Source organism: Salinicola lusitanus (assembly GCF_003206045.1).
Taxonomy (GTDB): Bacteria; Pseudomonadota; Gammaproteobacteria; order Pseudomonadales; family Halomonadaceae; genus Salinicola; species Salinicola lusitanus.
Window position 1 is genome coordinate 155,314 of record NZ_PZJM01000013.1, and the last position, 22,949, is coordinate 178,262.

A 22,949-nucleotide genomic window follows, 5' to 3' on the forward strand; every position below is an offset into this window, starting at 1 on the left:
CCTCAGCCGGTGCCGCCGACATCGATATCCACTTCCACCATCATGCCGGGCCCGATCCGTTCGGTGGGGCCGTCGTCGAAGCGGATGCGCACGGGGATTCGCTGGGTGATCTTGGTGAAGTTGCCCGAGGGGTTGGGATCCGGCAGCAGCGCGAACTGGCTGGTCGCGGCGCGCCCGATGACGGCGACATGGCCGCTGAAGGTCCGGTCGGGGAAGGCATCGACGGTAATGGCGACGGGCTGGCCGGTACGCAGGGCGCCGACATCGGTCTCCTTGATGTTGGCTTCCACCCACAGCTTCGAGGGGTCGTGCATCATCACGATGGGCTGGCCGGCGCTGACGTATTCGCCCTGATCGATGAGCGTCTTGTCGACTACGCCGTCGATGGGGCTGTCGATCGTGAGGTCGGTGATGCGCAGTTGCTGTTCCTCCAGCGTCGCTCGGGTTTCGGCCAGTTGCTGGCGGGCGATGCGTACCTGCTGTCTCAGCACTTCGGGATTGGGAAGCGGCATCTGCGAGCCGTTGATGAAGCCGACCTCGGCGTTGTCGGCCAGGGCCTGGCTGACTCGCACCTCCTGCTGCGCCTGGGCGTGTTCCGCGAGTGCGGCCTGATAGGCGTAGTAGTCCTGATCGCGGCGCTGCTCCGAGACCGAGCGTTTCTGGTAGAGCGTGTCGGAGCGCTGGAAATCGCGCTCGGCTTCGGTCAGCCGGGCCTGGGCGGCCTTCTCGGCCGCCTTGCTCGCCTCCAGTTGACGCCGCATCAGGCTGATGCCGCCTTTCAACTGCTTCTGGGCCGTCGCCAGTCGTGCCTGCTCGTACGCCAGGCGTGCCTGCTGGGTCGCGACCTTGGCCGTCAGCGCTTCGCGCTGGCGCTGGTCCGGCTTGCTGTAGAGCGCGGCGACGGCATCGCCGCGTTTCAGGGTGTCGCCCTCGATCAGGTCGAACGTCGTCACCCAACCCTCGAGACGACTGCTGACGGTCACCTCGTCGGTCATGACGCGAGCGTCCTGGGCGCTGACATGGGTCAGGCGATGGGCGACGGCGAGGCCGATCCAGATCAGACACAGCACCACGACGATGGCGAGTATCAGCAGCTTGGCGCTGCGTGGCAGGCGGCGTTTGCGGGGCTGGGAAGCGTCGGCGGTCATGTTGCGAGTGCATCCTTCGTCGATCGGGTGGGCGGAGTCAGACATGGGGCGAACGGCGCCAGCGGCTGAGCAGCAGCGAGGGGATCACCACCAGCAGCAGGCTGCCGATCAGGATCCAGAAGCCATCCTGATAGGCGAGAATCGACGCCCAGATCGCCTCGATGCGGCCCAGCAGATAGCCGGCCATGGCCGGCTGGTGAATTTCCGGCACGCCGAGGCGGCCCACCAGGTCGGTCAGTTGCCCCAGGGCCTGGCGGGCGGTGGTGTTGCCGGCGTTGACGCCGGCATTCAGGATCTGGCCGTGATAGGCGGTCTGGCGATCCAGCAGGATGACCAGTCCGGCCGTGCCCAGTGCGCCGCCCAGTTGCAGGGCGAAGTTGATCGCGCCGGAGCCGTGGCCGGTGAGATGGCCGGGCAAGCCGGCGATGGCGTTGGAGAGCGTCGGAGGCGGGAACGCGGCCATGCCGATGGAGAGAATGCCCATCGCCACGGCGAGGTAGAAAAACGAGGTGTTCCAGTCCATCTGCGCCATCAGCCATACCGAGAACAGGGTACAGGCCAGCCCCGGCAGGGTGATCCAGTGGGGCGGATAACGGTCGCTGAGCCAGCCCACCAGCGGCACCAGGATGCCGAGTACCGCAGTGGAGGGCAGGAATATCTGGCCGGCGGTGATCGGACTGTAGTGCAGCACCGCCTGCACGAATTGCGGCAGCAGGTACATGATGCCGTAGAAGGTGCCACCGAACAGGCACATCGCCAGCGTGCCGACCACGAACAGCCGGTTGCGGAAGATCGCCAGGTCGAGCAGCGGGTGGGCGATACGTCTCTGCCAGGCGATGAAGGCGGCACCGCAGAGCACCGAGGTCAGGATCAGCTCGGGCACTCTGGGATCGTACCAGCCCCAGCGCTGGCCGTTGGAGAGCGCCGCCAGCAGCGAGAAGACGCCGATGAACAGCAGCACGACACCGGCCCAGTCGAACGGTGGACGAGGGCCCTTTTGCTCCCGGGTCGGCAGAAAGAACAGCCCCATGACGATGGCCGCGAAGCAGATCGGCAGGGTCACGAAGAAGACGTAGCGCCAGGTGAAGTGCTCCACCAGCCAGCCGCCGACCACGGTCGCCAGCGTCAACGGCAGCCCCAGGCACATGCCGTACATCGCGGTCGCCATGCCGCGACCTTCCGGCGGATAGGCGGCAAACAGCGCCTGCATGGCCACCGGGCGGATCAAGCCGGTCATGCCGCCCTGGACGATCCTGGCCGCCACCAGCGCCGCCATGCCCTGGCCCAGGCCACCCAGGATCGAGGCTGCGATGAAGGCCAGCAGCAGTCCCACGAAGGTGGCACGCTGGCCGACCGCCGCCACCAGCCAGGGAGCGATCAGCAGCGATACCGTGGTCGAGGCGAGGAATCCGGTGGAGAGCCACTGAACCTGGGAGTCGCTCATGCCGAAAGCGCCCTTGATATAGGGGATGGCCACGTTGACGATGGTGATCGACATGCCCAGCGCGACCAGCCCCAGCATCACCGTCAGCGTGACCCAGAGCTTATAGCGGGGACCGTAGCGCGCGAACAGCTGCTCGACCTGGGTCATGCGTCGTTGCCCTGGCTGGCGATCGTCCGGGTCATGAGAGGCAATGGCACTCCTTGTCGGTTCATGGGCACGCCATGGAGCCAGCCCCAGCCGTCGCGAGGGGGCGCTCGGCTGCTCGCTCTGGAAAGAGGCGGCGCCAGGACTTTCGTGGCTGGGGCAAAAGAGGGCGTCGATGAAGGAAGCAGGCGAATCGATAACGCGTCTATGTTTTGCTCGCTAAGCGATTATCCCGACTTGGTTGTATGACTTTCAAGGGGATTGCGACTAAGGTCGCGCGCCTCGGGCGCTGGGTAGGTGGCGCGCGATCGGCGAAGTCATCGACCCGTCGGGCCACGGATCCAGGGCCCATACCTGATCACACCGGGCCAACGGCCCTGTCGAAAACGCCCCTCGCGGGAGGGGCGTTTCAGGTGGCCGCCGGGGCGCTCAGGACGAGGCGGGGTGCGCGTCCCGGACCGACGGATGCGGGTCGATGACGCGCGAGCCGCGGAAACCGTAGAAGGCGATGAACAGGTAGCAGATCAGCGGCAGCACGAAGGCGTGGTGAATGCCCACGGTGTCGGCGATGGCGCCCTGGGCGACCGGCAGAATGGCACCGCCGACGATGGCCATGATCAGCAGGCTCGACGCCTTGCTGGTCAACGGGCCGAGCTTGGCGATGCCCAGCGTGAAGATGGTCGGGAACATGATCGAGTTGAACAGGCCGATGGCGACGATGCTCCACATGGCGGTATGACCGGAGGCCAGCATGGTGGTCATCGTGAGCAGTGCCGCCACGATGGCGAACAGGCCCAGCAGCAGGCTGGGGCGGATCTTCTGCATCAACGCCGACCCGATGAAGCGGCCTATCATCGCGCCGCCCCAGTAGTAGGCGACATAGCTGGCGGCATCGCTCTCGCTCATGTTGCCGATCTCCGGCAGCGAAATGTAGTTGATCAGAAAGCTGCCGATGGAGACCTCGGCGCCGACGTAGGCGAAGATACCGATCACGCCGAACAGCACGTGGGGATGGCGCAGCGCCTGGGCGGCGGTGACTTTCTCGGTGGGGCTGTCGTCGCGGGCCTGGTCCTTGAAGTTGGGCAGCTTCCAGAGGTAGATCACGACCGCGAGGATAGCGAGCACCGCCGCCAGCAGCAGGTAGGGGAGCTGCACGCTCTGGGCCTGCTGGACCTTGTAGGCCATCCGGTCGGCGCTGGACATGTCGGCCAGCTCGCTGGCGCCCAGCACCGCCGCACCCAGAATCAGCATCCCGCCGAAATAGGGCGCCAGCGTGGTGCCGAGTGAGTTGAACGCCTGGGCAAGATTGAGCCGGCTGGACGCGGAGCCTTCCGGGCCTAAAAGGCTGACATAGGGATTGGCCGCCACCTGCAGCATCGTCACTCCGCTGGCGAGCACGAACAGGGCAGTCAGAAACAGCGGATAGGAGGGTGCCCGGGCGGCGGGGTAGAACATCACCGCGCCCACGGCCGCGATCAGCAGGCCCAGGCTGATGGCGTTCTTGTAGCCGATCTTCGCCAGCACCTTGCCCATTGGCAACGACATGATGAAATAGGCGCCGAAGAAGGTGAACTGGATCAGCATGGTCTGGGTGTAGTTGAGCGAGAAGACCGCCTTCAGGTGGGGGATCAGGATGTCGTTGAGACAGGTGATGAATCCCCACATGAAGAAGATCGTCGTGACGACGATCAGCGCGCTGCGATAGTTCGATCGTTGCATGTCGGGCATGAGCGAAATCCTCGTGATGACAAGTCCTGAAATGAGCGTTACCGACCCGACCCCGTCGTGTCAGCGCGGTTGCTGGCGCGAGATGATGCATTAAGCGAGGTGGCTTATAAAGTAGCCGTTCATCATTAGAACGGTAAGGGAATTGTTGCCACCCACGCGCCGGACCATGGTGGTATTGACGCCTTTCGGGGCATGTGCTCCATATTTTCGTAATATTCATTCAATGCCGACGTTTTTCACGTCGATACGGGCGGGGCTCCGATCTACTTAGGTAATTTAACGCCGTTCTGCCGGACGAGACGTTGAACGTTTCGTGGGAAAGTCGTGAAGCCATGGCGCGTGGCACCTTGCAACCTGTGTCCAGCACGTCGCTTGTGGTCGGCGCCAGGCGTTTCTATACCTAGGACACGCCAAGTCATCAACCGGATCCGGATATCCGGCGCCAGTGAATCGTAAAGGAGGACGATGCCATGTTGACTGCCTGGTCCTGGGGTTTTCTGCTGCTGGGGGTCGCCACCGCGGTGGCGATTGCCGTCGACGTCTCGAGGCGCCCCCAATCGATGTCGATTATGAACGTGACCTGGCCGATCACGGGGCTCTACATGCCGCTTGTCGGCTGGTGGGCCTACTGCAAGATGGGGCGTGCGGCGCCGAGGGTTGCGGCGGGCCAGCAGGGTCACGCGGGCCACGACCATCACGCCCACGCCGATCACGGCCACGATCATCGGCATCATCACGGCGGCGACAAGCCGAAGTGGCAGAGCGTCTTCGTCTCCGCCACCCACTGCGGCGGCGGCTGCACGCTGGGCGACGTGGTCACCGCGCCCATCGCCACGGCCACCGGCTTCGCCCTGCTGGGTTCGACGGTGCTGGGGCACTTTGCGCTGGCGTTCGTCGGCGCCTATCTGTTTGGGGTGCTGTTCCAGTATCTGCCGATCCGGGCGATGAGCGATGCCGGCCCGGCACAGGCGCTGAAGGACGCGATCAAGGCCGATACCCTGTCGCTGATCGCGTTCCAGATCGGGATGTACCTGTGGATGCTGATCGCGCTACACGCCTGGCTGGGGGAGATGGATGCGTTCACCGCGCCGTTCTGGTTCATGATGCAGATCGCGATGCTGGTCGGCTTCATGACCTCCTACCCGGCCAACTGGCTACTGATCGAACGGGGCATCAAGCACGGCATGTAGCCGCGCCGGGTGAGCGCGCCATGCGTTGCCTGAAACATGTCTGCGCTCACCTTAACGGCATCGATCATCGACTGGCGCGCCAGCCCATGTAAAAAGGCGCATCGCCTCGGGGCATCGGGAGCGTCAGTCCGGTGCGCTCTTGACTCGCGATCTCCTTTTTGACCCGCCACATCCTTGTCGCTCGCGCTTCCCGCGGCGGCGCTGTCCCGATCGCTAACCCTGACGGTCTGTCGCTGACCTCTGCCTTGCCCGGCCACCGAGCGTCGATCTTTTGGGGAGAGTTCACGCCTTGGCAGGGGACGGCTCGATCAGGCTGTCGAGGAGGCGCTTCATCTCCTGGTTGCGAGCACTGTCTCCCAGCTGTTCGTAGAGGGCCGCGAACCCTTCGAAAGCGTGACGGCCGGCCATGTTCTCGCCGTCCGGGGCGGTGGTATCCAGGAAGTCGGCGATCTCGCGCATTTCCGGGTGCCAGCGCCATGCCTTGGGCAGCATGTCCGGAATGCCATTGTCGATGCGGGCGACGACCTCCGGCAGACTGTGTTCGAGTTCCGCGCGAAGGGCGCCGCCGGCGCCACTGCGGCCGGCCGCGATCAGCATCAGCGTGGTCAGCGCCGTCATGCCCTTGTTGATGCCGGCGAAACACATCTTCAACGCCGAGGCGCTGCCGATCCCGCCTTCGAGAACACGGACGTCGAGACCGAGATCGTTGAGCCTGGCCAGCGACGAGGCCCGTTCACCGGCCATGTAGATCCGGGGCATGGCCCTGTCCGACGGCGGCGGGCCGATGATGCCGCCATCCACGAACGCCGCACCGCTGGCGTGGACGATGCGTTCGACGCGAGCGAGCGTGGCGGGGCTGACGGCATTCAAGTCGCAGTAGATCGGTGGCGCCTCGCTGGCGGCCATCAGGGGCGCCAGTTGCCGGGCCAGCGACTCCGCCTCGGCGGGAGGAACCACCGAGAGCAGCAGGTCGGCGTGCATCAGCTGGGCGAGTTCGACGTCGCGCATCCCCGCGCGCCGCGCCCGCTCGATGCTGCCGGCGCTGCGTCCCGCCAGGGTGGTCATGACGTCGGCGCCATGGTCGGTCAGGCGCCGGGCGATGGCAGCGCCCATGGCGCCGGGAGCGATCAATGCCAGGCTCATCGTCATCGGTTGTCGCCTTATCCAGAGTTTGTATGACAACCACTGTCGGTCAAGTCAGGTGCCCGGGCCATACGCCTTCCGTCTAGTGCGTCTCCCGGTCGGGCTCCTCACCGGTGGGTCGGGCGGTCGGCATCGAGCAGGCCCTCGTCGGCCAGGCGCTCGAGCAGCCAGTCGCGAAAGGCGACTACCTTGGGCAGCCGGCTGCGCCGGTGGGTGCTGACCCAGTAGCAGCTCAGGCCGATCACGTGACCGGCACCGAAAGGTTCGATCAGGCGGCCGCTGGCGATCAGCGGGTGGGCGATCTCCTGATGCGTGATGGCGACACCGAGCCCGGTCATCACCGCCTCCAGCGCCAGCGTATCGTTGTCGAAGGTCGGGCCGCTGCCATCGTCCAGGTGGGCTAGGCCTCGGGGAGTGAGCCATGCCCGCCAACCCTCCGGGCGCAGCCGGGTCTGGATATGGGTCACGCCGGTGAGATCCTCGGGCGTCTTCAGCCTCTCCGCCAGGGCGGGCGAGCAGACCACGGTCAGCCGCTCGTGGAACAGGAACCGCGTCTCGAGGTTGGCGGCCGGCGGCCTGGAGAGGTAGCGGATCGCCATGTCGACGTCCGCCAGCTCGACATCGACGAGATCGACGGAAGTCTCCAGCCTTACCTGGTAGGCCGGGTAGCGGGACTGGAAATCGGCCAGTCGCGGAATCAGCCACCCGCTGGCGAAGAACGGCACCGTCGAGACTGTCAGCACGGGGTCCTCCGGCCTGGGGGTGACCGCGGCGACGGCTTCGCCGATGCGATCCAGCCCGTCGCGAACGCCTTCGAGCAGACGGCGCCCCGAGTCGGTCAGCACGACCTGGCGGGTGCGGCGCAGGAACAGCGTGGTCTGCAGCACGCTCTCCAAGCCGCGCACCTGATGACTGATCGCCGATGCCGTGACGTGGAGCTCTTCGGCGGCGTGATGGAAGCTCTCGTGTCTGGCCGCGGCCTCGAAGGCGCGCAGGGCGTTGAGTGACGGCAGGTAGCGCATCGGGCGTGACCCCATGGATGAAAATAACTCATCCATTATGGCAACAAGTCTCTTTTGTCGTCAGCCCGCCACTTGCCTAGATTGCGAGATGGTTCGGCTGTCGCGAAACCCCGAGCCGGTGATTTTTTCTCATCGGCGAACGGATCGACGTGGCTTCGGCAGCCGGGACCGCCCCGCACTCGCGGAGCGGCAAGCTCGAGTCGTCGTTCATGGGTGGCATCATGGTATTTCTCTCTCGCAAACGCACTGTCATGCCCTCGGTCGCCCGCGAGGCACTGCCCTGGAGCACGCTGGCCCTGCTCTGGCTGGTCGGCCTCTACATGCGGCTGCCGATTCTGATCGCGCCGCCGCTGGCCGGGGATATCGCCGAGGCGCTCTCGCTGGGAAGCGCGGCAGTGGGGGCGTTGACCACCGTACCCTACGTGGTGCTGGCCCTGAGCATGATGCTGGCGGTGCGGTTTGCCCGGGGAATCGGCATGTTGCGAGCGCTGGTGCTGGCGCTGGTCATCGTGACGCTCGGTTCCGGCGCACGCGGCTTGACGCTTTCTGCCCCCGTGCTGTTTTCCGCCTCGGTGGTGATGGGGCTGGGTCTGGCGCTGATGCAGGTGACGATACCGGCGCTGTTGCGTGACTGGACACCACGCCACCTGGCGCTGGGCAGCACGGTCTATCTCAACGGCATGACGGTGGGCGAACTGATCGGCGCCGGCGCCACCCGTCCCATCGTGCTGAAACTGGCCGGCGGCGACTGGCAGGTGGCGATGCTGCTGTGGTCGTTGCCGGCGTTGATGATCGTGGCGCTGCTGGTGTTGAAGCTGCGCAAGGCGCCGCGAGGTACCCGCGAGCCACCGGAGGCCGGGAGTGGCTCCCGACGCGGCATTTCGCTGCGCTCGCGCCGGGTCTGGCTGATGGGGGTGCCGTTGGCCGCGTCGGTCGGGCTCTTCATGGCGACCAATGCCTACATGAGCAGCATACTCGATGCCCGCGGCGAGACCGACCTGCTGGCCCTGGCGCTGCTGTTCTACAATGCCAGTCCGCTGGCGGCCTCGCTCGTGATGCTGTGGCGGGGGCGACGCTGGATCGGCCGGCGCTGGCCAGTGGGCATCTTCGCCGCGCTCGGCGTGCTCGGGCTGGTCGGGTTCCTGGCGATGGAGGGTTGGCCCGCCCTGATCGCGCTGGTGATTTCCGGTTTCGGCATCACCCTCGAGCTCACCCTGATCATGGCCTTGCCGCCTTGCCTGGAGCGGGGTGAGGCGGTGGCCTCGCTGACCGCCGGCATGTCTTTCGTCGGCTACACCCTGGCCTTCGTCATGCCGATGGTCGGCGGCTGGATGGCGGAAGCGTTCTCCCGGGCGAGCCTGTCGCTATGGCCGATGCTGGCGTTCGCGGCAGCGAGTCTGGTCGCCGTCCGTCGGATGCCGATGACGGCACGCGAGGATGACGGAACGGCGGCGCCCACCTAGGCTTCGAGAGTCGTGCCCGTCTAGAGGAGAGAGCGATGTCGGTATCCCGCCCTGAAGCCTTGCTGATCGACGCCGACGAGGCCAGTGGCTTTCCCAATTCGCCACTGCCGGTGCTGATCTATCGACAGCTCATCGATGCCGCAGGAGAGCGCGCCGCCTCGACGTTCGAGGCGCTGTTCGCGGCCCATCGGTGGCCGCCCGAGTGGCGTTACGGTCTGTTCGATTTCGACCATTTCCATTCCACCGCCCACGAGGCGCTGGGCGTGTTTCGCGGCCGGGCGCGGGTCCGGCTGGGCGGCCCCCACGGCAGTCAGCACGAGATCGCTGCCGGCGACGTATTGGTGCTGCCGGCGGGCGTCGGTCACGCCAATCTCGCTTCCAGCGACGACTTCGCCATGGTCGGCGCCTACCCCCCGGGGCAGCGCTGGGAAGTCGAACGTGGCGACCCCGCCCGATTCGCCGCCGCCTGCCGGCGGGTTGCCGCGGTCGCGTTGCCGGATGCCGATCCTGTCGGCGGATCGCTGCCGTCGCTATGGCGGTAAAGGTAGCCTCTCGCGCTTGAACAACGGCGGTGTCGTCTATAGTTAGGAGCCTACACTTTATCGAGGATCTTGCTGATGTCCGATTCCCGCTCCGTCGCCGTGCTTGGCCTGGGTGCCATGGGCCACGCTTTCGCCGCCAACCTGCTCGAGGCCGGCTTCGATGTCAGTGTCTGGAACCGCTCGCCCGACAAGGCTGACGACCTGGTCAATGGTGGCGCCAGACTTGCCGACTCCGCCGCCGATGCCGTTGCCGATGCGCAGGCGGTCATCGTCATGCTGCCGGATCTGGCGATAACCCGTGATCTCCTGCTGGGCGGCCACGGGGCGTTGGCGGGGATGGCAAAAGGCGCGGTGCTGATTCAGATGGGGACGCTCGGCGTTGCCGAGACCGATCGGCTGATCGCCGAGGTGGAGGAAGCGCGAGACGACATCGTCTTCATCGACGCGCCGGTTTCCGGCACCAAGGCTCCGGCCGAGCAGGGTTCGGTGGTCGTACTGGCCAGTGGCGATCGAGAGCGCGCGGCAGGCATCGTCGAGCCGATCTTCGAGGTGCTGGGCAAGCAGACCCACTGGCTGGGGAAGGCCGGGCAGGGCGCGCGAATGAAGGTCGTCATCAACGCCTGGCTGATCTCGATGATGCAGGGGATCGCCGAGACCGCCCACCTCGCCGACGCGCTCGGCTTCGCGGCCGACGACCTGTGGCAGGTGCTCGAAGGGGGGCCGCTGGCCACGCCCTACATGAAGCTCAAGCTGGACACGATCGCCAGTGGCGACTTCGATCCACAGATGGCGCTGCAGTGGGGGCTGAAGGATGCAGGGCTCGCGCTGGAAGCGGGAGACGACGAGGCGCTGCCGTCACTGGCCCAGATCCGCAATCTCTGGTTCGACGCGGTCAATGCCGGCCATGGCGAGCAGGACATCGCGGCGATCCACGCGTATCTGGATCGCTATCGCCGCCGGTAACGGCTGTCGAACCTGCCGGGGCCGGGCTGGCCGATGGCCCCGGCGGGCGAGATGTCAGACGCCAAGGCCCGTGGCCTCGTCCACCCCCAGATGCACGTTCATGTTCTGCACGGCGGAGCCCGCGGCGCCCTTGCCGAGGTTGTCGAGCCGCGAAACCAGGCAGACGCGCTCGTCGTTGCCGAACACGAACAGGTCGACACGGTTGGTCTCGTTGGCGCCCTGGACGTCGAAGAAGCCGTTGTCCAGATTGTCGAGTGCCTCGAACGGCCGTACCCGGACGAACGGCTCGTCGGCGTAGTGCGCGCGATAGGCGTCGAGCAGCTCCTCCGCGCCCACGCCCGCGGGCAGCTGCGAGAGCTGCAGCGGCACGCTGACCATCAACCCTTTCAGGTACGGGCCGACGATCGGTGAGAACACCGGCGGCTGCGCCAGGCGGCCATGCTGCTGCATCTCCGGCAGGTGCTTGTGGCCGAGCGCCATGGCATAGGGGCGTGGCGCGTTCAGGCGGCCGTCACCGTCGTTCTGGTAGTCGGCGATCATCGCCTTGCCGCCACCGCTGTAGCCGGTCAGCGAGAAGGCGGAGAGCGGATAGTCCGCCGGCAGCAGCCCGGCGTCCACCAGCGGCCGTACCAGCAGGATGAAGGCGCTGGCGTGGCAGCCGACGTTGGCGATGCGCTTGCTGGCGCGAATCCGGTCGCGCTGGCCCTCGTCAAGCTCCGGCAGCCCGTAGACCCAGCTCGGGTCGGTACGAAACGCCGTGCTGGCATCGATCAGGCAGGTGTCCGGATTCTCGACCATCGCCGCGGCTTCGCGGGAGGCCGCATCCGGCAGGCATAGAAAGGCGACGTCGGCGGCGTTGAGCAGGCGTGCTCGCTCGGCCGGATCCTTGCGCTTGTCACTGTCGATGCGCAGCAGCTCGATATCGTCGCGGGCCTGGAGATAGTCGAACAGGCGCAGACCGGTGGTGCCTTCCTGGCCGTCGACGTAGACCTTGAAGGTGCGCTGGGATGAGTCCGGAGATGCCATGGGCGTTGTCCTGCCAGTGATCTTTGACGATATCGTGATCGCGTTATTGTGGGGGTTCGGGGTCAGCTTGTCATGCCGTTGAGCGGTCGGGCCGCCAGTCGGGACTCGCCCTGGCACTCCTGGGCGCAGCGCTCGATTCGCCGACACGCCTCGCGCAGGCGGTCGGCATCCACGGTCAGGCTCAGCCGCACGAAGCCCGCGGCGGAAGCGCCGAACGCCTCGCCCGCGAGCACCGATACGCCATGCTCGTCGAGCAGGCGGTCGGCGAAGGCGTGGGTGCTGAGCCCGGTCGCGCGAATGTCGATCATCATGAACATCCCGGCGGCGGGTGGCAGCGTGGCGACGGTCTCGCTGTCGCGCAGGGTCTCGACCACCGCATCGCGGCGCTGGCGGTAGGTCTCGCGCATCGCCTCCAGCGCCGCCGGCGGTGCGTCGAAAGCGGCGATGGCCGCGTCCTGGATGAACGGCTGGCAGCCGTAGAGCATGCACAGGGCGAGATTGACCAGATGGGTCATCAGGGGCCGCGGGCCGACGACCCAGCCGAGCCGCCAGCCGGTCATGGCGTGGGATTTCGACAGGCTGCTGATCACCACGGTGCGCTCCGCCATGCCCGGCAGGCTGTCGGGACTGAGGTGCTCGCCGTCGAAGACCAGGTCGGCGTAGACGGCATCGACGATCAACCACAGATCGTGATCGCGGCAGAGCGTGGCGATCGATTGCCACAGCGCCGGCGTCAGGCACTGGCCGGTTGGGTTGTGCGGGCTGTTGATCAGGATCGCCTTGGTGTGCGGGGTGATCGCCGCCTCGATGTCGGCCGATCGGGGCTGGAAGCCTTCGTCGGCCGGCAGCGGAACCCACACCGGCACCGCGCCGGTGGACTGCACCACCGCCTCGTAGGTGACGTAGGCCGGTTCGGGGACGATCACCTCGTCGCCCGGATCGAGCAGGCACTGGGCCGTGGCGTAGAGACCGCACTGCGCGCCGGCGAGCACGGCGACGTGGTCCGCGCTCGTCCCGGGCTGGCCGCCATGGGCGCGATGAAAGGCCGCGATGCGCTCGCGCAGGACCGGCTTGCCCTGAACGTCGGCGTAGTGGGTCACGCCGCGCCGCAGACTGTCGACAGCGGCGTCGACGATCGAGGGCGGGGTGTCGAAATCGGGATCGCCCACCGAGAGGACGATCACGTCCTCGCCACGGGCCTGGCGCGCCTTGGCACGGAAGTGGATGTTCCAGGCGCTGGCGCCCTCGCCGGCGATGCGTCGGGTCAACTGGGCAAAGCGGGGAGACGGGGTGTGTGGGTCGGCTGAACGCATGGTGGTCCCGTGGTGGCGAGTCGCGGAGTGGAAGCTGGCTGATGGTGACAGACTAACGATTCCGCGTTGCCACGAACAGCCACCGAGCGGGGCGTGCCTGCTCGGTGGCCGTGCGTCGCCTTGTCGGCGTCGGCAGGACGATGCCGGTCGGGCCGAGACGTTACTGCAGGCTGGCGTTTACCGCCTCGAGTGCCGGTCGGCCGTCGCGGGTGGTAATGCCATCGAGGAACTCGGCGACGCGGTCGGGATGATCCTGCAACCACTCCCGGGCGACCGCCTCGGCCGAGCGCTCCTGGCGGCCATAGCCGTCGATGAACTCGCTCTGCTCGTCGGCGGTCAGGGTGAACTGCCCGAGCAGTGCCATCAGGTTGGGGTTGGCCTCGGCGAACGCCTTGTTGACGATGGTGCGCACCTCGCTCTTGCCGTTGTCGGGGCCGTAGACCGACTCCGGGTCGTCGAGGATGTGCATGTCGTAGGCCGGCGCCATCCAGTGCGGGGTCCAGCCGTACCAGAGGATCCAGCGCTTGTCGTTGAAGGCGGTGTCGACCTCCGACAGCATGCCCGGCGTCGAGGATTCGAGAATCTGCCAGTCGCCCAGCCCGTAGAGGTCCCGGTCCTTGGCGTCGTGGATGAACGTGCTGACCGTCGAGCCGGACTCGATCGAGTAGAAACGGCCGCCGAACCGGTCACGGTGCGCGGCCAGGTCCTCGGCACTGTGAACGCCGGCGTCGTAGACGTAACCGGGCACCGCGAAGCCCATCCGCGCGCCGGTGACGTTGGTGCCGAGATCCTCGATCTTGCCGCTGGCCATCGCCTGATCGTGGCTCTCCTGCTGGGCTGGCATCCAGCCGGCCAGGAACACGTCGCTGTCGCCGGTCTGCAGCGTCTGATAGCCGACCGTGCTGCTGACCTCCTGGGTCTCGCTGTCGTAGCCGAGCGGTTCGATCAGTTGGCTGAAGACTTCGGTCTTGACCGTGACCCCCGGCCAGGGGGGGACGATGAAATTGACGCTGTCGGCCTCGTCCGGCTGCGGGTCTTGGGCGAATGCCGCGACCGATGCGGTCATCAGCGAGAGTGGCAGCAGCGTGGCGGCCACGAGTGCGGGGCGTAGTGTCATGATGACTCCTCGTTGTTATGTCGATTTCGGGTGTCGGTTCCGGGTATCGATTCCGGGGCTGGGCTCCGCTGATTCGTTCCGGACCTCTGGCAGCCCGGCGCCCTCGAACGGCGGACGCCCCAGAACCCGTTCGAGGGCCGGGCGGAAATGCGCGAGCGTCAGCGTGTCGTAGTCGGGGTCGAACGAGGTCTGGTCCCACTCGTCACAGAAGCGGACCGTGCGCGGGTAGGCAGGGTGATCGCGATAGTCGTCACGGGCGTGGCGGTCCAGGCCGTAGAAGTGGCGGTAATGATAGCCCTGGAACAGCTCGTGATGACGGATCATCCACAGGTTCAGCGGGTCGACGAACGGCTCCAGGATCGCGGCGGCGATCTCGGCGTGGTTGTCCGGGGCCAGGTCGTCGCCGATATCGTGAAGCAAGGCACAGACGACGGTCTCTTCGTCGGCACCGGCACGCTCGGCGCGCGTCGCCGTCTGCAGGCAGTGGGTATAGCGGTCGACGGGGTAGCCGTGAGTGTCGCCCTCGAGACGCCGCAGATGCGCGACCACGCGATCGACCACGCCTTCGCGGTAGTCGCGAAAGTGGACGTCGATCTCGCGCCAGTCATCCGCCTGGCTATGATCGAACCGGGTAAACGTGGCGTTCATGCGGACTCCTGCTGCGATTGAAGGGAGATACCGGCTTGACGACGCAACGTCAGTCGTCGGCTGGCGGTGGTGTCGCGATCGACGTAGCCCTGGCGCAGATGGCGAACGCCCTGGCTCAGCCTAAAAGCAGTGCGTCCGTGCAGTAGCCGGTAGTTGTCCATGATCAGCATCTCGCCGGGTGCCAACTTGGGCGTCAGGGTCAGTTCCGGCGCCGTGATCAGCGCGAAGAAGGCGCGCCGGGCAGCGTAGTAGCGCTCCAACTGCTCGGGCGGCAACGGCGGGATGCGCTCGGTACGATTGTTGTAGCGTACCCGGATCACCTCGCCGCGGGGGTCGAGTTCGATCAGCGGACCCTCGCTTTCCAGGTGGGCGTCATCGTCGACGTAGCGGAATCGTGTCGAGGTGCGGGTCAGGCAGTCGAAGGCGTCGGGATCGTCCCGGCGCAGGCGCTTCGCGGCCATGAAGCCGTCGGTCAGCGTGCTGTCACCGCCGCTATCGGCGTTGCTCAGGCAGTGCAGCCAGATATAGCCGGGTATCGGATCGCGATAGGGGTTGTCGGTATGCGGTTCGAGCCCGCGCTGCGTCATGGTCAGGTCGTAGGCATCGGCGATCGACTTGACGTCGGCGATGCCGCCCCAGTTGGTCCGACGCAGCGGCCCCAGGCGCTCCACCAGCGGCATCATGCCATCGAGCGTCAGCGGTACGCCGCTGACCTTGACGAAACCGTAGCGCTCGAGCCCCTCGAGCATCTCCGACAGGGCGTCGTCGCGCTCCAGCGCCTGGCTGAAATCGGCACTCGGCATGATCGCCAGCGACGCATCCCAGTGCTCATGGATGGCGCCGGCCGGCGGCGCCGGATGCAGGTCACGCCAGGGGAAACGGGCACGATGTCCGTCGCTGAACGTCAAGTCGACCGTCTCGCCGTCACACGCTGCGCCGGTCAGCGCCAGGTCCTGCGGCAAGGCGGCCGCCTCGATCAGCCGCTGGCCGGTGCGGGGATCGAGCGTTTCCGCATCGGGGGAGCGCTCGCGTAGCCACAGCGCGTGGAAGCGCGTTTCCCGATTGCCCTCGACCACTCTCAGCTGGCGAGCGTGGGTGCCGGGAATGATCTCGACGAAAACATCCATGGCGACATCTCTCGGTGGGTCAGTGTCCTGATACCCTAGGAGGTGTCGCGCCGAGGCAATTGATATTTTTGGCCGTATCGGCGACGCTTTTCGCCATGTCCGATCATTCGACGCCGGAATGGCTCTATCCCCGCCCCGACCTGCCGCCCGTGCTGTCGCCCGAGGAGGCGGACGTCACGGTCAATCTCTGGTTGCTGCCGAAGTTCTCGATGCTGACGCTCTACTGTCTGCTCGAGCCGCTGCGCGTCGCCAATCGTTTCGGGCGCTCGCTGTTCGCGTGGCGGCTGTTTTCCAACGACGGTAGGCCGGTGACCGCCAGCAACGGCGTGACCGTCGATGTCGATGCGGCACTGGGGCGAACGCCGATCTTCGACAATCTGTTCGTGGTGGCCTCCTACGAGGCCGAAGCGACGGTGGCCTCGTCGCACTGGGCGGCGTTGCGTCAGGTCGCGGCCCATGGCGGTCTGCTCGCGGCGCTGGAGACGGGGGCCTTCATTCTCGCCCGGGCCGGGTTGCTCGACGACTTCGAAGTTGCCCTTCACTGGGAGAGCGCACCGGCCTTCGCGGAAGAGTTCCCCGGTCTCGCCCTGAGCGACGCCCGCTACCGGTTCGATCGCCAGCGTCTGACGGGCGGCGGCGGTGCGGCCAGTCTCGACTTGATGATGGCTTTCATCGAGCGGGAGCACGGGGCCAACCTGGTCGCGGCGCTGAGCCGGCAGCTGGTCCACTCGCGCCTGGACCCCTGCGTCCAGGAGGATGGCGAGGGGCGGGCCGGCTCGGCGTATCGACCCCGGAGCGTGCGTCGGGCGGAGGCGATCATGGAGGCCAATCTGGCGCAGCCGCTGACGATCCCGGAGATCTGCCAACGGGTCGGCCAGTCCCAGCGCCAGCTCAACCGGCTCTTTCAGCGCTATCGCGGCGAAACGGCGAAGGGTCGCTACCTATCGCTGCGACTCGATCGGGCCCGGCAGATCCTCGCCGATAGCCGAACCAGCGTGACTCAGGCCGGGTTGGCGGCAGGATTCACCCAGCCAGCGCATTTCTCCCGGATCTACCGGGCACGGTTCGGCGAGTCGCCGCGAACCACGGCACAGCGGGGAAGAAGCGTGTCGTGAAGCGTCAATTTCATGGCGTCTTATGACAACTTGCGGGGCCCGGCGACAACCACAATGGATGACATCGACAGGCACCCACCGGGTGCACTCATGCACCGCCGCGAACGGCCAACGAGTCGCGGCCGGACCAAGAGAGGATTCCATGAATCGCGACGTCATCCTGACCTGTGCCGTGACCGGCGCCGGCGATACCGCCGGCAAGCACCCTGACCTGCCGATCACCCCGCGCCAGATCGCCGACAGCGCGCTGGACGCCGCCCGTGCCGGTGCCAGCATCGTCCACCTTCACGTACGCGACCCGGAGACCGGTGGCATCAGCCACTCGACCGATCACTTCCGCGAGGTGGTCGAGCGCATCCGCGACTCCGACGTGGACGCGGTGATCAACATCACTGCCGGTGGCGGTGGCGATCTCTACCCCGAGATTCGCGATGGCGTGATCCACGGGCTCGAGGGCACCGACCTGCAGACGGCGGCGGAGCGCCACCACCCGGTGGGCGAACTGCTGCCGGAGCTGTGCACGCTGGACTGCGGCAGCCTCAACTTCGGCGATATGGTCTACCTCAACAGCGCCGACTGGCTGCGCGAACATGCGCGCCTGATCCAGCAGGCCGGGGTCAAGCCGGAGCTCGAGTGCTTCGATCTCGGCCACGTCTGGTTCGCCCGTCAGCTGGTCGAAGAGGGGCTGATCGACGGCGACCCGCTGTTCCAGCTCTGCCTGGGGATTCCCTGGGGCGCCGAGGCGGACACCGAGACCATGCTGGCGATGCGCAACAAGCTGCCGGAAAACGCGATCTGGTCGGCGTTCGGCATCGGTCGCCAGCAGTTCCCGATGGCGGCGCAGTCGATGATCCTGGGCGGGCACATGCGGGTCGGCCTGGAGGACAATCTCTACCTGAGCAAGGGGGTCTTCGCCACCAACGCCCAACTGGTCGAGCGTGCCGCCGCCATCGCCGAGAACCTCGGCGGCAGGGTGCAGACGCCGGCGCAGACTCGCGAGTCGCTGGGACTGCGCAAGCCCTGATTTCGCCTGAACTCTCCCGTTTTACGTGAACGCGCCCCGGCCATCTCCCGAGTGCGCGTTCGCCGTCAATCCTGTTTCGCATCGTCATGGAGTGCCCTGATGACCGCTTCCGAACTTCCCCGCAACGTTGCCGTGATCGGCACCGGCGTGATCGGCAACGGCTGGATCGCCCGCGCCCTGGCTGCCGGCTGCCGGGTCACCGCTTTCGACCCAGATGCCACGGCCCCCGAGCGCACCCGCGCCTTCGTCGAGCGTGCCTGGCCGGCGCTGGAGCGGCTAGGGCTCGCCGAGAACGCCGATCCAGCGGCGCTGACCTTCGTCGAGTCCCTCGAAGCCGCCGTCGAGGGCGCCGAGCTGATCCAGGAGAACGTGCCCGAGCGGCTGGCGCTCAAGCACGACGTGTTGCGCCAGCTCGACGCCCTGGCCGCGCCGGGCGTGGTGATCGGTTCCTCCACTTCCGGGATCAAGCCGAGCGATCTGCAGTCGGCCTGCACCCGCGAGCCCGGCCGCGTGATCGTGGCGCACCCGTTCAATCCGGTCTATCTGCTGCCGCTGGTGGAACTGGTCGGTGGCGAGCACACCGCGCCCAAGGTGATCGAACGCGCCCAGGCGCAGTACGCCGCACTGGGCATGCGTCCGCTGGTGGTGCGTCGCGAGATCGAAGGCCACGTCGCCGACCGGCTGATGGAGGCGCTGTGGCGCGAGGCGCTGCACCTGGTGAACGACGGGGTCGCCACCACCGAGGAGATCGACGCGGCGGTGGTCTACGGCTGCGGTCTGCGCTGGTCGCTGATGGGCACCTTCCTGACCTTTCATCTGGCCGGCGGTGACGGCGGCATGCGCCACATGCTGCACCAGTTCGGCCCGGCGCTGAAACTGCCGTGGACCAAACTGGAAGCGCCAGAGCTGACCGACGAGCTGATCGACAAGGTGGCCGACGGTTGCGAGCATCAGGCCGCCGGGCGCAGCGTTGCCGAGCTCGAGACACGCCGCGATGCGTTTCTCACCGAGCTGCTCGCGCTGACTCGGAAATACTGGCCGGAGGCCGAAGGGCTCCAGGGTCGAATTTAATGAATGAGACGGATCTGATGAGCGCGAGTCCGGACGAGCCGCTGTTCCATACCCGGGTCGAGGACGCCTGGGTCGACTACAACGGCCACATGAACGATGCCGAATATGCCCGGGTATTCTCGCTGGCGGTGGAGGCGCTGATGGATCGCATCGGTCTCGACGAAGCGGGTCGCGCCGAGCATGGCTATACGATCTACACCCTCGAGACCCACCTCTGCTATCGCCAGCAGGCCCATCGCGGCGAGGGGCTGAGCGTGACACTGACGCTGCTCGACAGCGATGCCAAGCGTCTGCACGTGCTGTTCAAGCTGAATAACGTGGATGGCGACGTGCTCGCCACCAGCGAGCAGATGCTGATGGGGATCGACGTGGCCAGCGGACGCCCGGCACCTTTCCCCGCGCCGGTAGCCGCCGAGCTGACGACGCTGCCCGCCGCGGGGGATGCGTGGCCGAGCGCTGCCGGTCGGCGCATCGGTATCAGGCGGGGCTAGCCGGCGTCAGGCTCCTGACGCCACCGAAGAGGCGACTCGCTCCCGGCGCCGGGCACGCTGCAGCATGCGCAGGCGGGAGCGGGCCTCGTCGCGCTCCAGATAGCACCCCTGTAGCCAGCGACGGCCGCCCTGGCTGACGTCGAAGGCGTCGCGAGCATGCAGCAGGCGCCGGTTGTCGAAGATCACCAGGTCACCGGGCGCGTAGCTGAAGCGCAGCGCGAACTCAGGCTCGCGCAGCAACCGCTGCAGCGCCATCAGCGCCGCATAGGCGGGCTCGACGTCGTCGAATGGCGCCATCAGCGGGCCGCGCAGGAAATCCGCGATGCGGACTTCATCGAACTCGCCCCGGGCATCGAGCTTGATCATCGGATCGAACCAGACGTAGTCGCTGGTCCTGGCGGTATTGGCGTAGCACCAGCGCACGCGGGTGAGCGTCGCGAAGTGCTCGGGATGGCGCTCGCGCAGGGCCTCGGCCACGGCGAAGCCGTCCATCATCACCGCCTCGCCGCCGACGGTATCGTTCTCCAGGCAGTGCAACAGCTGCAGGCCCGGCTGGTACTCCCGCGTCGGCAGGTCGACGTGGGGCGGCAGGGCGATCGAGGTGTAGGCGTTGGAGTCCGGGTCCGGCTTGGCGCGAACGTCGAACAGGTGGCCGAAGTTGGTCGGTCGTGGCGGGCCGATGCGGCGTGCGATGAGATCGAGACTGCCCGGTTCGACGGGCAGGTTGCGCAGTCTGACCAACCCTTCGCCGATGACCGCCTCCAGCGCCTGTTCCAGCAGCGGGTCGGTGCTGGAGGCGTCGAGTTCGACGTCCATCCAGCCGCTGGCGTCGAGCGTGGTCGGTTCGCTGCGTTCGGCGCCACGCCAGCGTGTCGTTGCCACCAGCGGGGCTTCGGTGGCGGTCTCGTTGTCGTAGTCGTGGGCGCGCAGCCAGCCGGGGTGGAACGACAGGCGGCGTCGCTCGGGCAGAAACTCGAGCGTGACCGCGCCGCTGGTTTCCAGGCGGGCTTCGCCGAGGGTCGGCCACGCCCCCAATCGGGAGAGATCGAGGATACGTTCCCGGGTCGCCGGGTTGACCGTGCTGTCATCGGCGGCGTTCTCGCGCAGCCAGATGCTGTGGTAGCGGCTCCTGCGGCCATCCTGCCAGGTGATCGTCAGTTGCCGGTCGTCGTGGGAGAGACCGGTGATGGCGTGATCGACCGGCCAGGCGTCGAAGTCGGGCGTGGCGGGAAGGGCGTGTGAGCTTGGATCCGAGGCGGCTGACATGAGGGACTCCGAAGGCATCGCTGCTGGGGATCGACTCAGCGTGGCGGATGACCCGGCGCCGGGATTGCGCTTAACCGCCATTTTATTGAGGTTATTGGCCGTGATTGGCAGGGGGCGCTGGAAGCCCGTGGGGGCGCCGCGATGCGCTGGGAGGCGCCCCGTACTGCTGGCGATAGGCGCGGGAGAAGCTCGAGGCCGAGCCGAAGCCGCATGCCAGACCGATACTGAGAATATCGCGGTCGGTCTCCTCGAGCAGATGACGCGCGCGATCCAGGCGCAGTTCGAGGTAGTAGTCCCGCGGTCGCCGTCCCAGCTCGTCGAGAAACAGGCGTTGGAGCTGGCGCATGGAGAGCCCGATCCGTTCGCTCACCGTGGTCATCGACAGCGGCTGTTCCAGGTGACGTTCCATCAACGCGACGGCGTCGACCAGCGGTCGGCGGTGCGTGCCGAGGCGTTTCGCCAGCGGCAGGCGCTGGTGCTCCTGGCGCGGGCGCAGGCGGGCGTGAATCAACTGCTCGGAAATGTCGTCGGCCAGCGCCTGGCCGTGGCGTCCGGCGATCATGCTCAGGGTCATGTCCATGGCCGCGGCACCGCCGGCGCAGGTGAAGCGGCGGGCGTCGATCTCGAACAGCGACTCGACCGCTTCCAGCGTCGGGAACCGCTCGCGAAACGCCGGCAGGCTCTCCCAGTGCAGCGTCAGGCGGTGACCGTCGAGCAACCCCATTTCCGCCAGCAGCAGCGGGCCGGTATCGATGCCGCCCAGCAGGCAGCCTTCACTGGCCCGGCGGTGCAGCCACTGGGTGAGTCGGCGCGGCAAATCGCGTTCGGGTTCGAAACCCGCGCACACCGCCAGCGTCGGCAGGGAGGGGGCATCGGCCAGGCCGCAGTCGACGAGCAGGGTCATGTCGTTACTGGCGGTCACCGGGCGGCCGTCCTCGCTGATCAGCGACCACCGGTAGAGCTCGCGACCGGCAAGCCGGTTGGCGATGCGCAGCGGCTCTACCGCGGAGAAGAACGCCATCATCGAGAAACGCGGGATGAGCAGAAAACCCACGGGTTCGGGAAACGGTCCCATGTAGTCCAGGCGCATGAAATGTCACTCGGTGATTACAAAATAGAACAATGATTTTGTTCGGGTTTTTTCGATTCCATGAGCTCATGGTGACAAAAAAAACGACATGAAGCACTTTGACCAAGGATCCAATACATGCAGACACCGGTACTGGCTTTCGATGTCTACGGGACGCTGGTGGACACGCAGGGCGTGGTTTCCACGCTCCGCGCCCGGCTCGGCGATGAGGCGTCCCGCTTCGCCGATCGCTGGCGCGACAAGCAGCTCGAATTCGCTTTCCGCCGGGGGCTGATGGGCGCCTACGCCGATTTCTCCCAGTGTAAACGGGAAGCGCTGGACCTGGTCGATCAGGAGTGGGGTACCCGTTTCGGCGAGGAGTTCAAGCAGAGCCTGATGGCTGCCTATCGCCGCCTGCCCGCTTTCAGCGAGGTTTCCGCCGCGCTCGAGCGTATCCGCAAGCTGGGCGTGCGCTGCGTGGCGTTCTCCAACGGCAGCCGCCAGAGCATCGAGCTGCTGTTCGACAACGCCGGCCTGCTGGCGATGTTCGACGACATCGTCAGCGTCGAGGAGGTGCGACGGTTCAAGCCAGATGCCGTCGTCTACGCACACCTGCGGCGACGTACTCACAGCCGCCCCGACAATACCTGGCTGGTCTCCGCCAATCCTTTCGACATCATCGGCGCGCGCTATGCCGGGCTGCGCGCCGCCTGGGTCCAGCGCAACCCCAAACTACCGTTCGAGCCCTGGGGCGATCCTCCCGATATGATGGCTCCCGACATGGAGGCGTTGGCGGACCAGTTCGAGGTGATGCTCAGGCGCGAGGGAAAGCTGCAGCCCTGACTCTCGTGACGACTGATTAACGGCATCGACACGAAAAACTGACTACGCTGCG

General features: G+C 66.7%; 21 protein-coding genes. 9 read left to right on the forward strand and 12 right to left on the reverse strand.

Annotated features, from left to right (window positions below; all coding sequences use genetic code 11):
- Positions 1-2: 2 nt before the first annotated feature.
- The 3 genes from DOM45_RS17650 to fucP form a co-directional block, all read right to left on the reverse strand.
- Positions 3-1,148 carry an HlyD family secretion protein gene (locus tag DOM45_RS17650; protein WP_167404630.1) on the reverse strand — a complete coding sequence of 382 codons (1,146 nt, stop codon included), beginning with the start codon at positions 1,146-1,148 and terminating at the stop codon, positions 3-5.
- Positions 1,149-1,185: 37 nt separating this feature from the next.
- Entirely contained in the window at positions 1,186-2,739 is a 1,554-nt protein-coding gene (locus DOM45_RS17655) for a DHA2 family efflux MFS transporter permease subunit (RefSeq protein WP_110602652.1), read from the reverse strand.
- 426 nt (positions 2,740-3,165) lie between these two features.
- Positions 3,166-4,464 (reverse strand): L-fucose:H+ symporter permease, encoded by a 1,299-nt coding sequence (gene fucP, locus DOM45_RS17660; RefSeq protein WP_205909496.1) that lies wholly within the window; start codon positions 4,462-4,464, stop codon positions 3,166-3,168.
- Between the two features lie 470 nt (positions 4,465-4,934).
- Between fucP and DOM45_RS17665 the strand changes: the two genes are divergently transcribed.
- A complete protein-coding gene (locus DOM45_RS17665) occupies positions 4,935-5,654 on the forward strand; it encodes a DUF4396 domain-containing protein (RefSeq protein ID WP_110602653.1) in 720 nt (239 codons plus the stop codon).
- Between the two features lie 282 nt (positions 5,655-5,936).
- Here DOM45_RS17665 and DOM45_RS17670 read toward each other — a convergent pair whose 3' ends face one another.
- Positions 5,937-6,803 (reverse strand): NAD(P)-dependent oxidoreductase, encoded by an 867-nt coding sequence (locus tag DOM45_RS17670; protein ID WP_110602655.1) that lies wholly within the window; start codon positions 6,801-6,803, stop codon positions 5,937-5,939.
- 101 nt (positions 6,804-6,904) lie between these two features.
- Positions 6,905-7,834, reverse strand: a complete 930-nt coding sequence (locus tag DOM45_RS17675) for a LysR substrate-binding domain-containing protein (protein WP_162302638.1) — start codon at positions 7,832-7,834, stop codon at positions 6,905-6,907.
- 206 nt (positions 7,835-8,040) lie between these two features.
- On the opposite strand from DOM45_RS17675, the gene DOM45_RS17680 reads away from it, so the two are divergent.
- The 3 genes from DOM45_RS17680 (at position 8,041) to DOM45_RS17690 (ending at position 10,787) form a co-directional block, all read left to right on the forward strand.
- Complete coding sequence (locus DOM45_RS17680; protein WP_157958464.1) at positions 8,041-9,282, forward strand: MFS transporter; 1,242 nt, start codon at positions 8,041-8,043, stop codon at positions 9,280-9,282.
- A gap of 35 nt (positions 9,283-9,317) precedes the next feature.
- A complete protein-coding gene (locus DOM45_RS17685) occupies positions 9,318-9,824 on the forward strand; it encodes a cupin domain-containing protein (protein WP_110602660.1) in 507 nt (168 codons plus the stop codon).
- 75 nt (positions 9,825-9,899) lie between these two features.
- Entirely contained in the window at positions 9,900-10,787 is an 888-nt protein-coding gene (locus DOM45_RS17690) for an NAD(P)-dependent oxidoreductase (RefSeq protein ID WP_110602661.1), read from the forward strand.
- Between the two features lie 54 nt (positions 10,788-10,841).
- On the opposite strand, the gene argC is transcribed toward DOM45_RS17690, so the two are convergent.
- From argC to tmpA, 5 genes are all read right to left on the reverse strand, one after another.
- Entirely contained in the window at positions 10,842-11,813 is a 972-nt protein-coding gene (gene argC / locus DOM45_RS17695; RefSeq protein WP_110602663.1) for an N-acetyl-gamma-glutamyl-phosphate reductase, read from the reverse strand.
- A gap of 62 nt (positions 11,814-11,875) precedes the next feature.
- Positions 11,876-13,126, reverse strand: a complete 1,251-nt coding sequence (locus tag DOM45_RS17700) for a pyridoxal phosphate-dependent aminotransferase (protein WP_110602665.1) — start codon at positions 13,124-13,126, stop codon at positions 11,876-11,878.
- Between the two features lie 160 nt (positions 13,127-13,286).
- Entirely contained in the window at positions 13,287-14,243 is a 957-nt protein-coding gene (locus tag DOM45_RS17705; protein WP_240612451.1) for an ABC transporter substrate-binding protein, read from the reverse strand.
- A gap of 15 nt (positions 14,244-14,258) precedes the next feature.
- Complete coding sequence (locus DOM45_RS17710; protein WP_110602667.1) at positions 14,259-14,891, reverse strand: HD domain-containing protein; 633 nt, start codon at positions 14,889-14,891, stop codon at positions 14,259-14,261.
- Positions 14,888-16,018, reverse strand: a complete 1,131-nt coding sequence (tmpA, locus tag DOM45_RS17715) for a 2-trimethylaminoethylphosphonate dioxygenase (protein WP_110602669.1) — start codon at positions 16,016-16,018, stop codon at positions 14,888-14,890. The genes DOM45_RS17710 and tmpA overlap by 4 nt, the downstream gene beginning before the upstream one ends.
- A 95-nt stretch (positions 16,019-16,113) precedes the next feature.
- Here tmpA and DOM45_RS17720 point away from each other — a divergent pair, with 95 nt between their 5' ends.
- From DOM45_RS17720 to DOM45_RS17735, 4 genes are all read left to right on the forward strand, one after another.
- A complete protein-coding gene (locus tag DOM45_RS17720; protein ID WP_110602785.1) occupies positions 16,114-17,133 on the forward strand; it encodes a GlxA family transcriptional regulator in 1,020 nt (339 codons plus the stop codon).
- Positions 17,134-17,275: 142 nt separating this feature from the next.
- A complete protein-coding gene (locus DOM45_RS17725; protein ID WP_110602671.1) occupies positions 17,276-18,157 on the forward strand; it encodes a beta-keto acid cleavage family enzyme in 882 nt (293 codons plus the stop codon).
- 99 nt (positions 18,158-18,256) lie between these two features.
- Entirely contained in the window at positions 18,257-19,228 is a 972-nt protein-coding gene (locus tag DOM45_RS17730; protein ID WP_110602672.1) for an L-carnitine dehydrogenase, read from the forward strand.
- Positions 19,229-19,245: 17 nt separating this feature from the next.
- Complete coding sequence (locus DOM45_RS17735; RefSeq protein WP_110602787.1) at positions 19,246-19,719, forward strand: thioesterase family protein; 474 nt, start codon at positions 19,246-19,248, stop codon at positions 19,717-19,719.
- A gap of 6 nt (positions 19,720-19,725) precedes the next feature.
- Here the strand turns inward: DOM45_RS17735 and DOM45_RS17740 are convergent, their stop codons facing one another.
- Both DOM45_RS17740 and DOM45_RS17745 read right to left on the reverse strand, forming a co-directional pair.
- The gene (locus DOM45_RS17740; RefSeq protein WP_110602674.1) at positions 19,726-20,985 is read right to left on the reverse strand and encodes a TauD/TfdA family dioxygenase; all 1,260 of its coding nucleotides are present in this window, start codon (positions 20,983-20,985) and stop codon (positions 19,726-19,728) included.
- A gap of 91 nt (positions 20,986-21,076) precedes the next feature.
- Entirely contained in the window at positions 21,077-22,075 is a 999-nt protein-coding gene (locus tag DOM45_RS17745) for a GlxA family transcriptional regulator (RefSeq protein WP_110602676.1), read from the reverse strand.
- A gap of 117 nt (positions 22,076-22,192) precedes the next feature.
- Here DOM45_RS17745 and DOM45_RS17750 point away from each other — a divergent pair, with 117 nt between their 5' ends.
- Positions 22,193-22,897, forward strand: a complete 705-nt coding sequence (locus DOM45_RS17750) for a haloacid dehalogenase type II (protein WP_110602677.1) — start codon at positions 22,193-22,195, stop codon at positions 22,895-22,897.
- Positions 22,898-22,949: the final 52 nt, after the last annotated feature.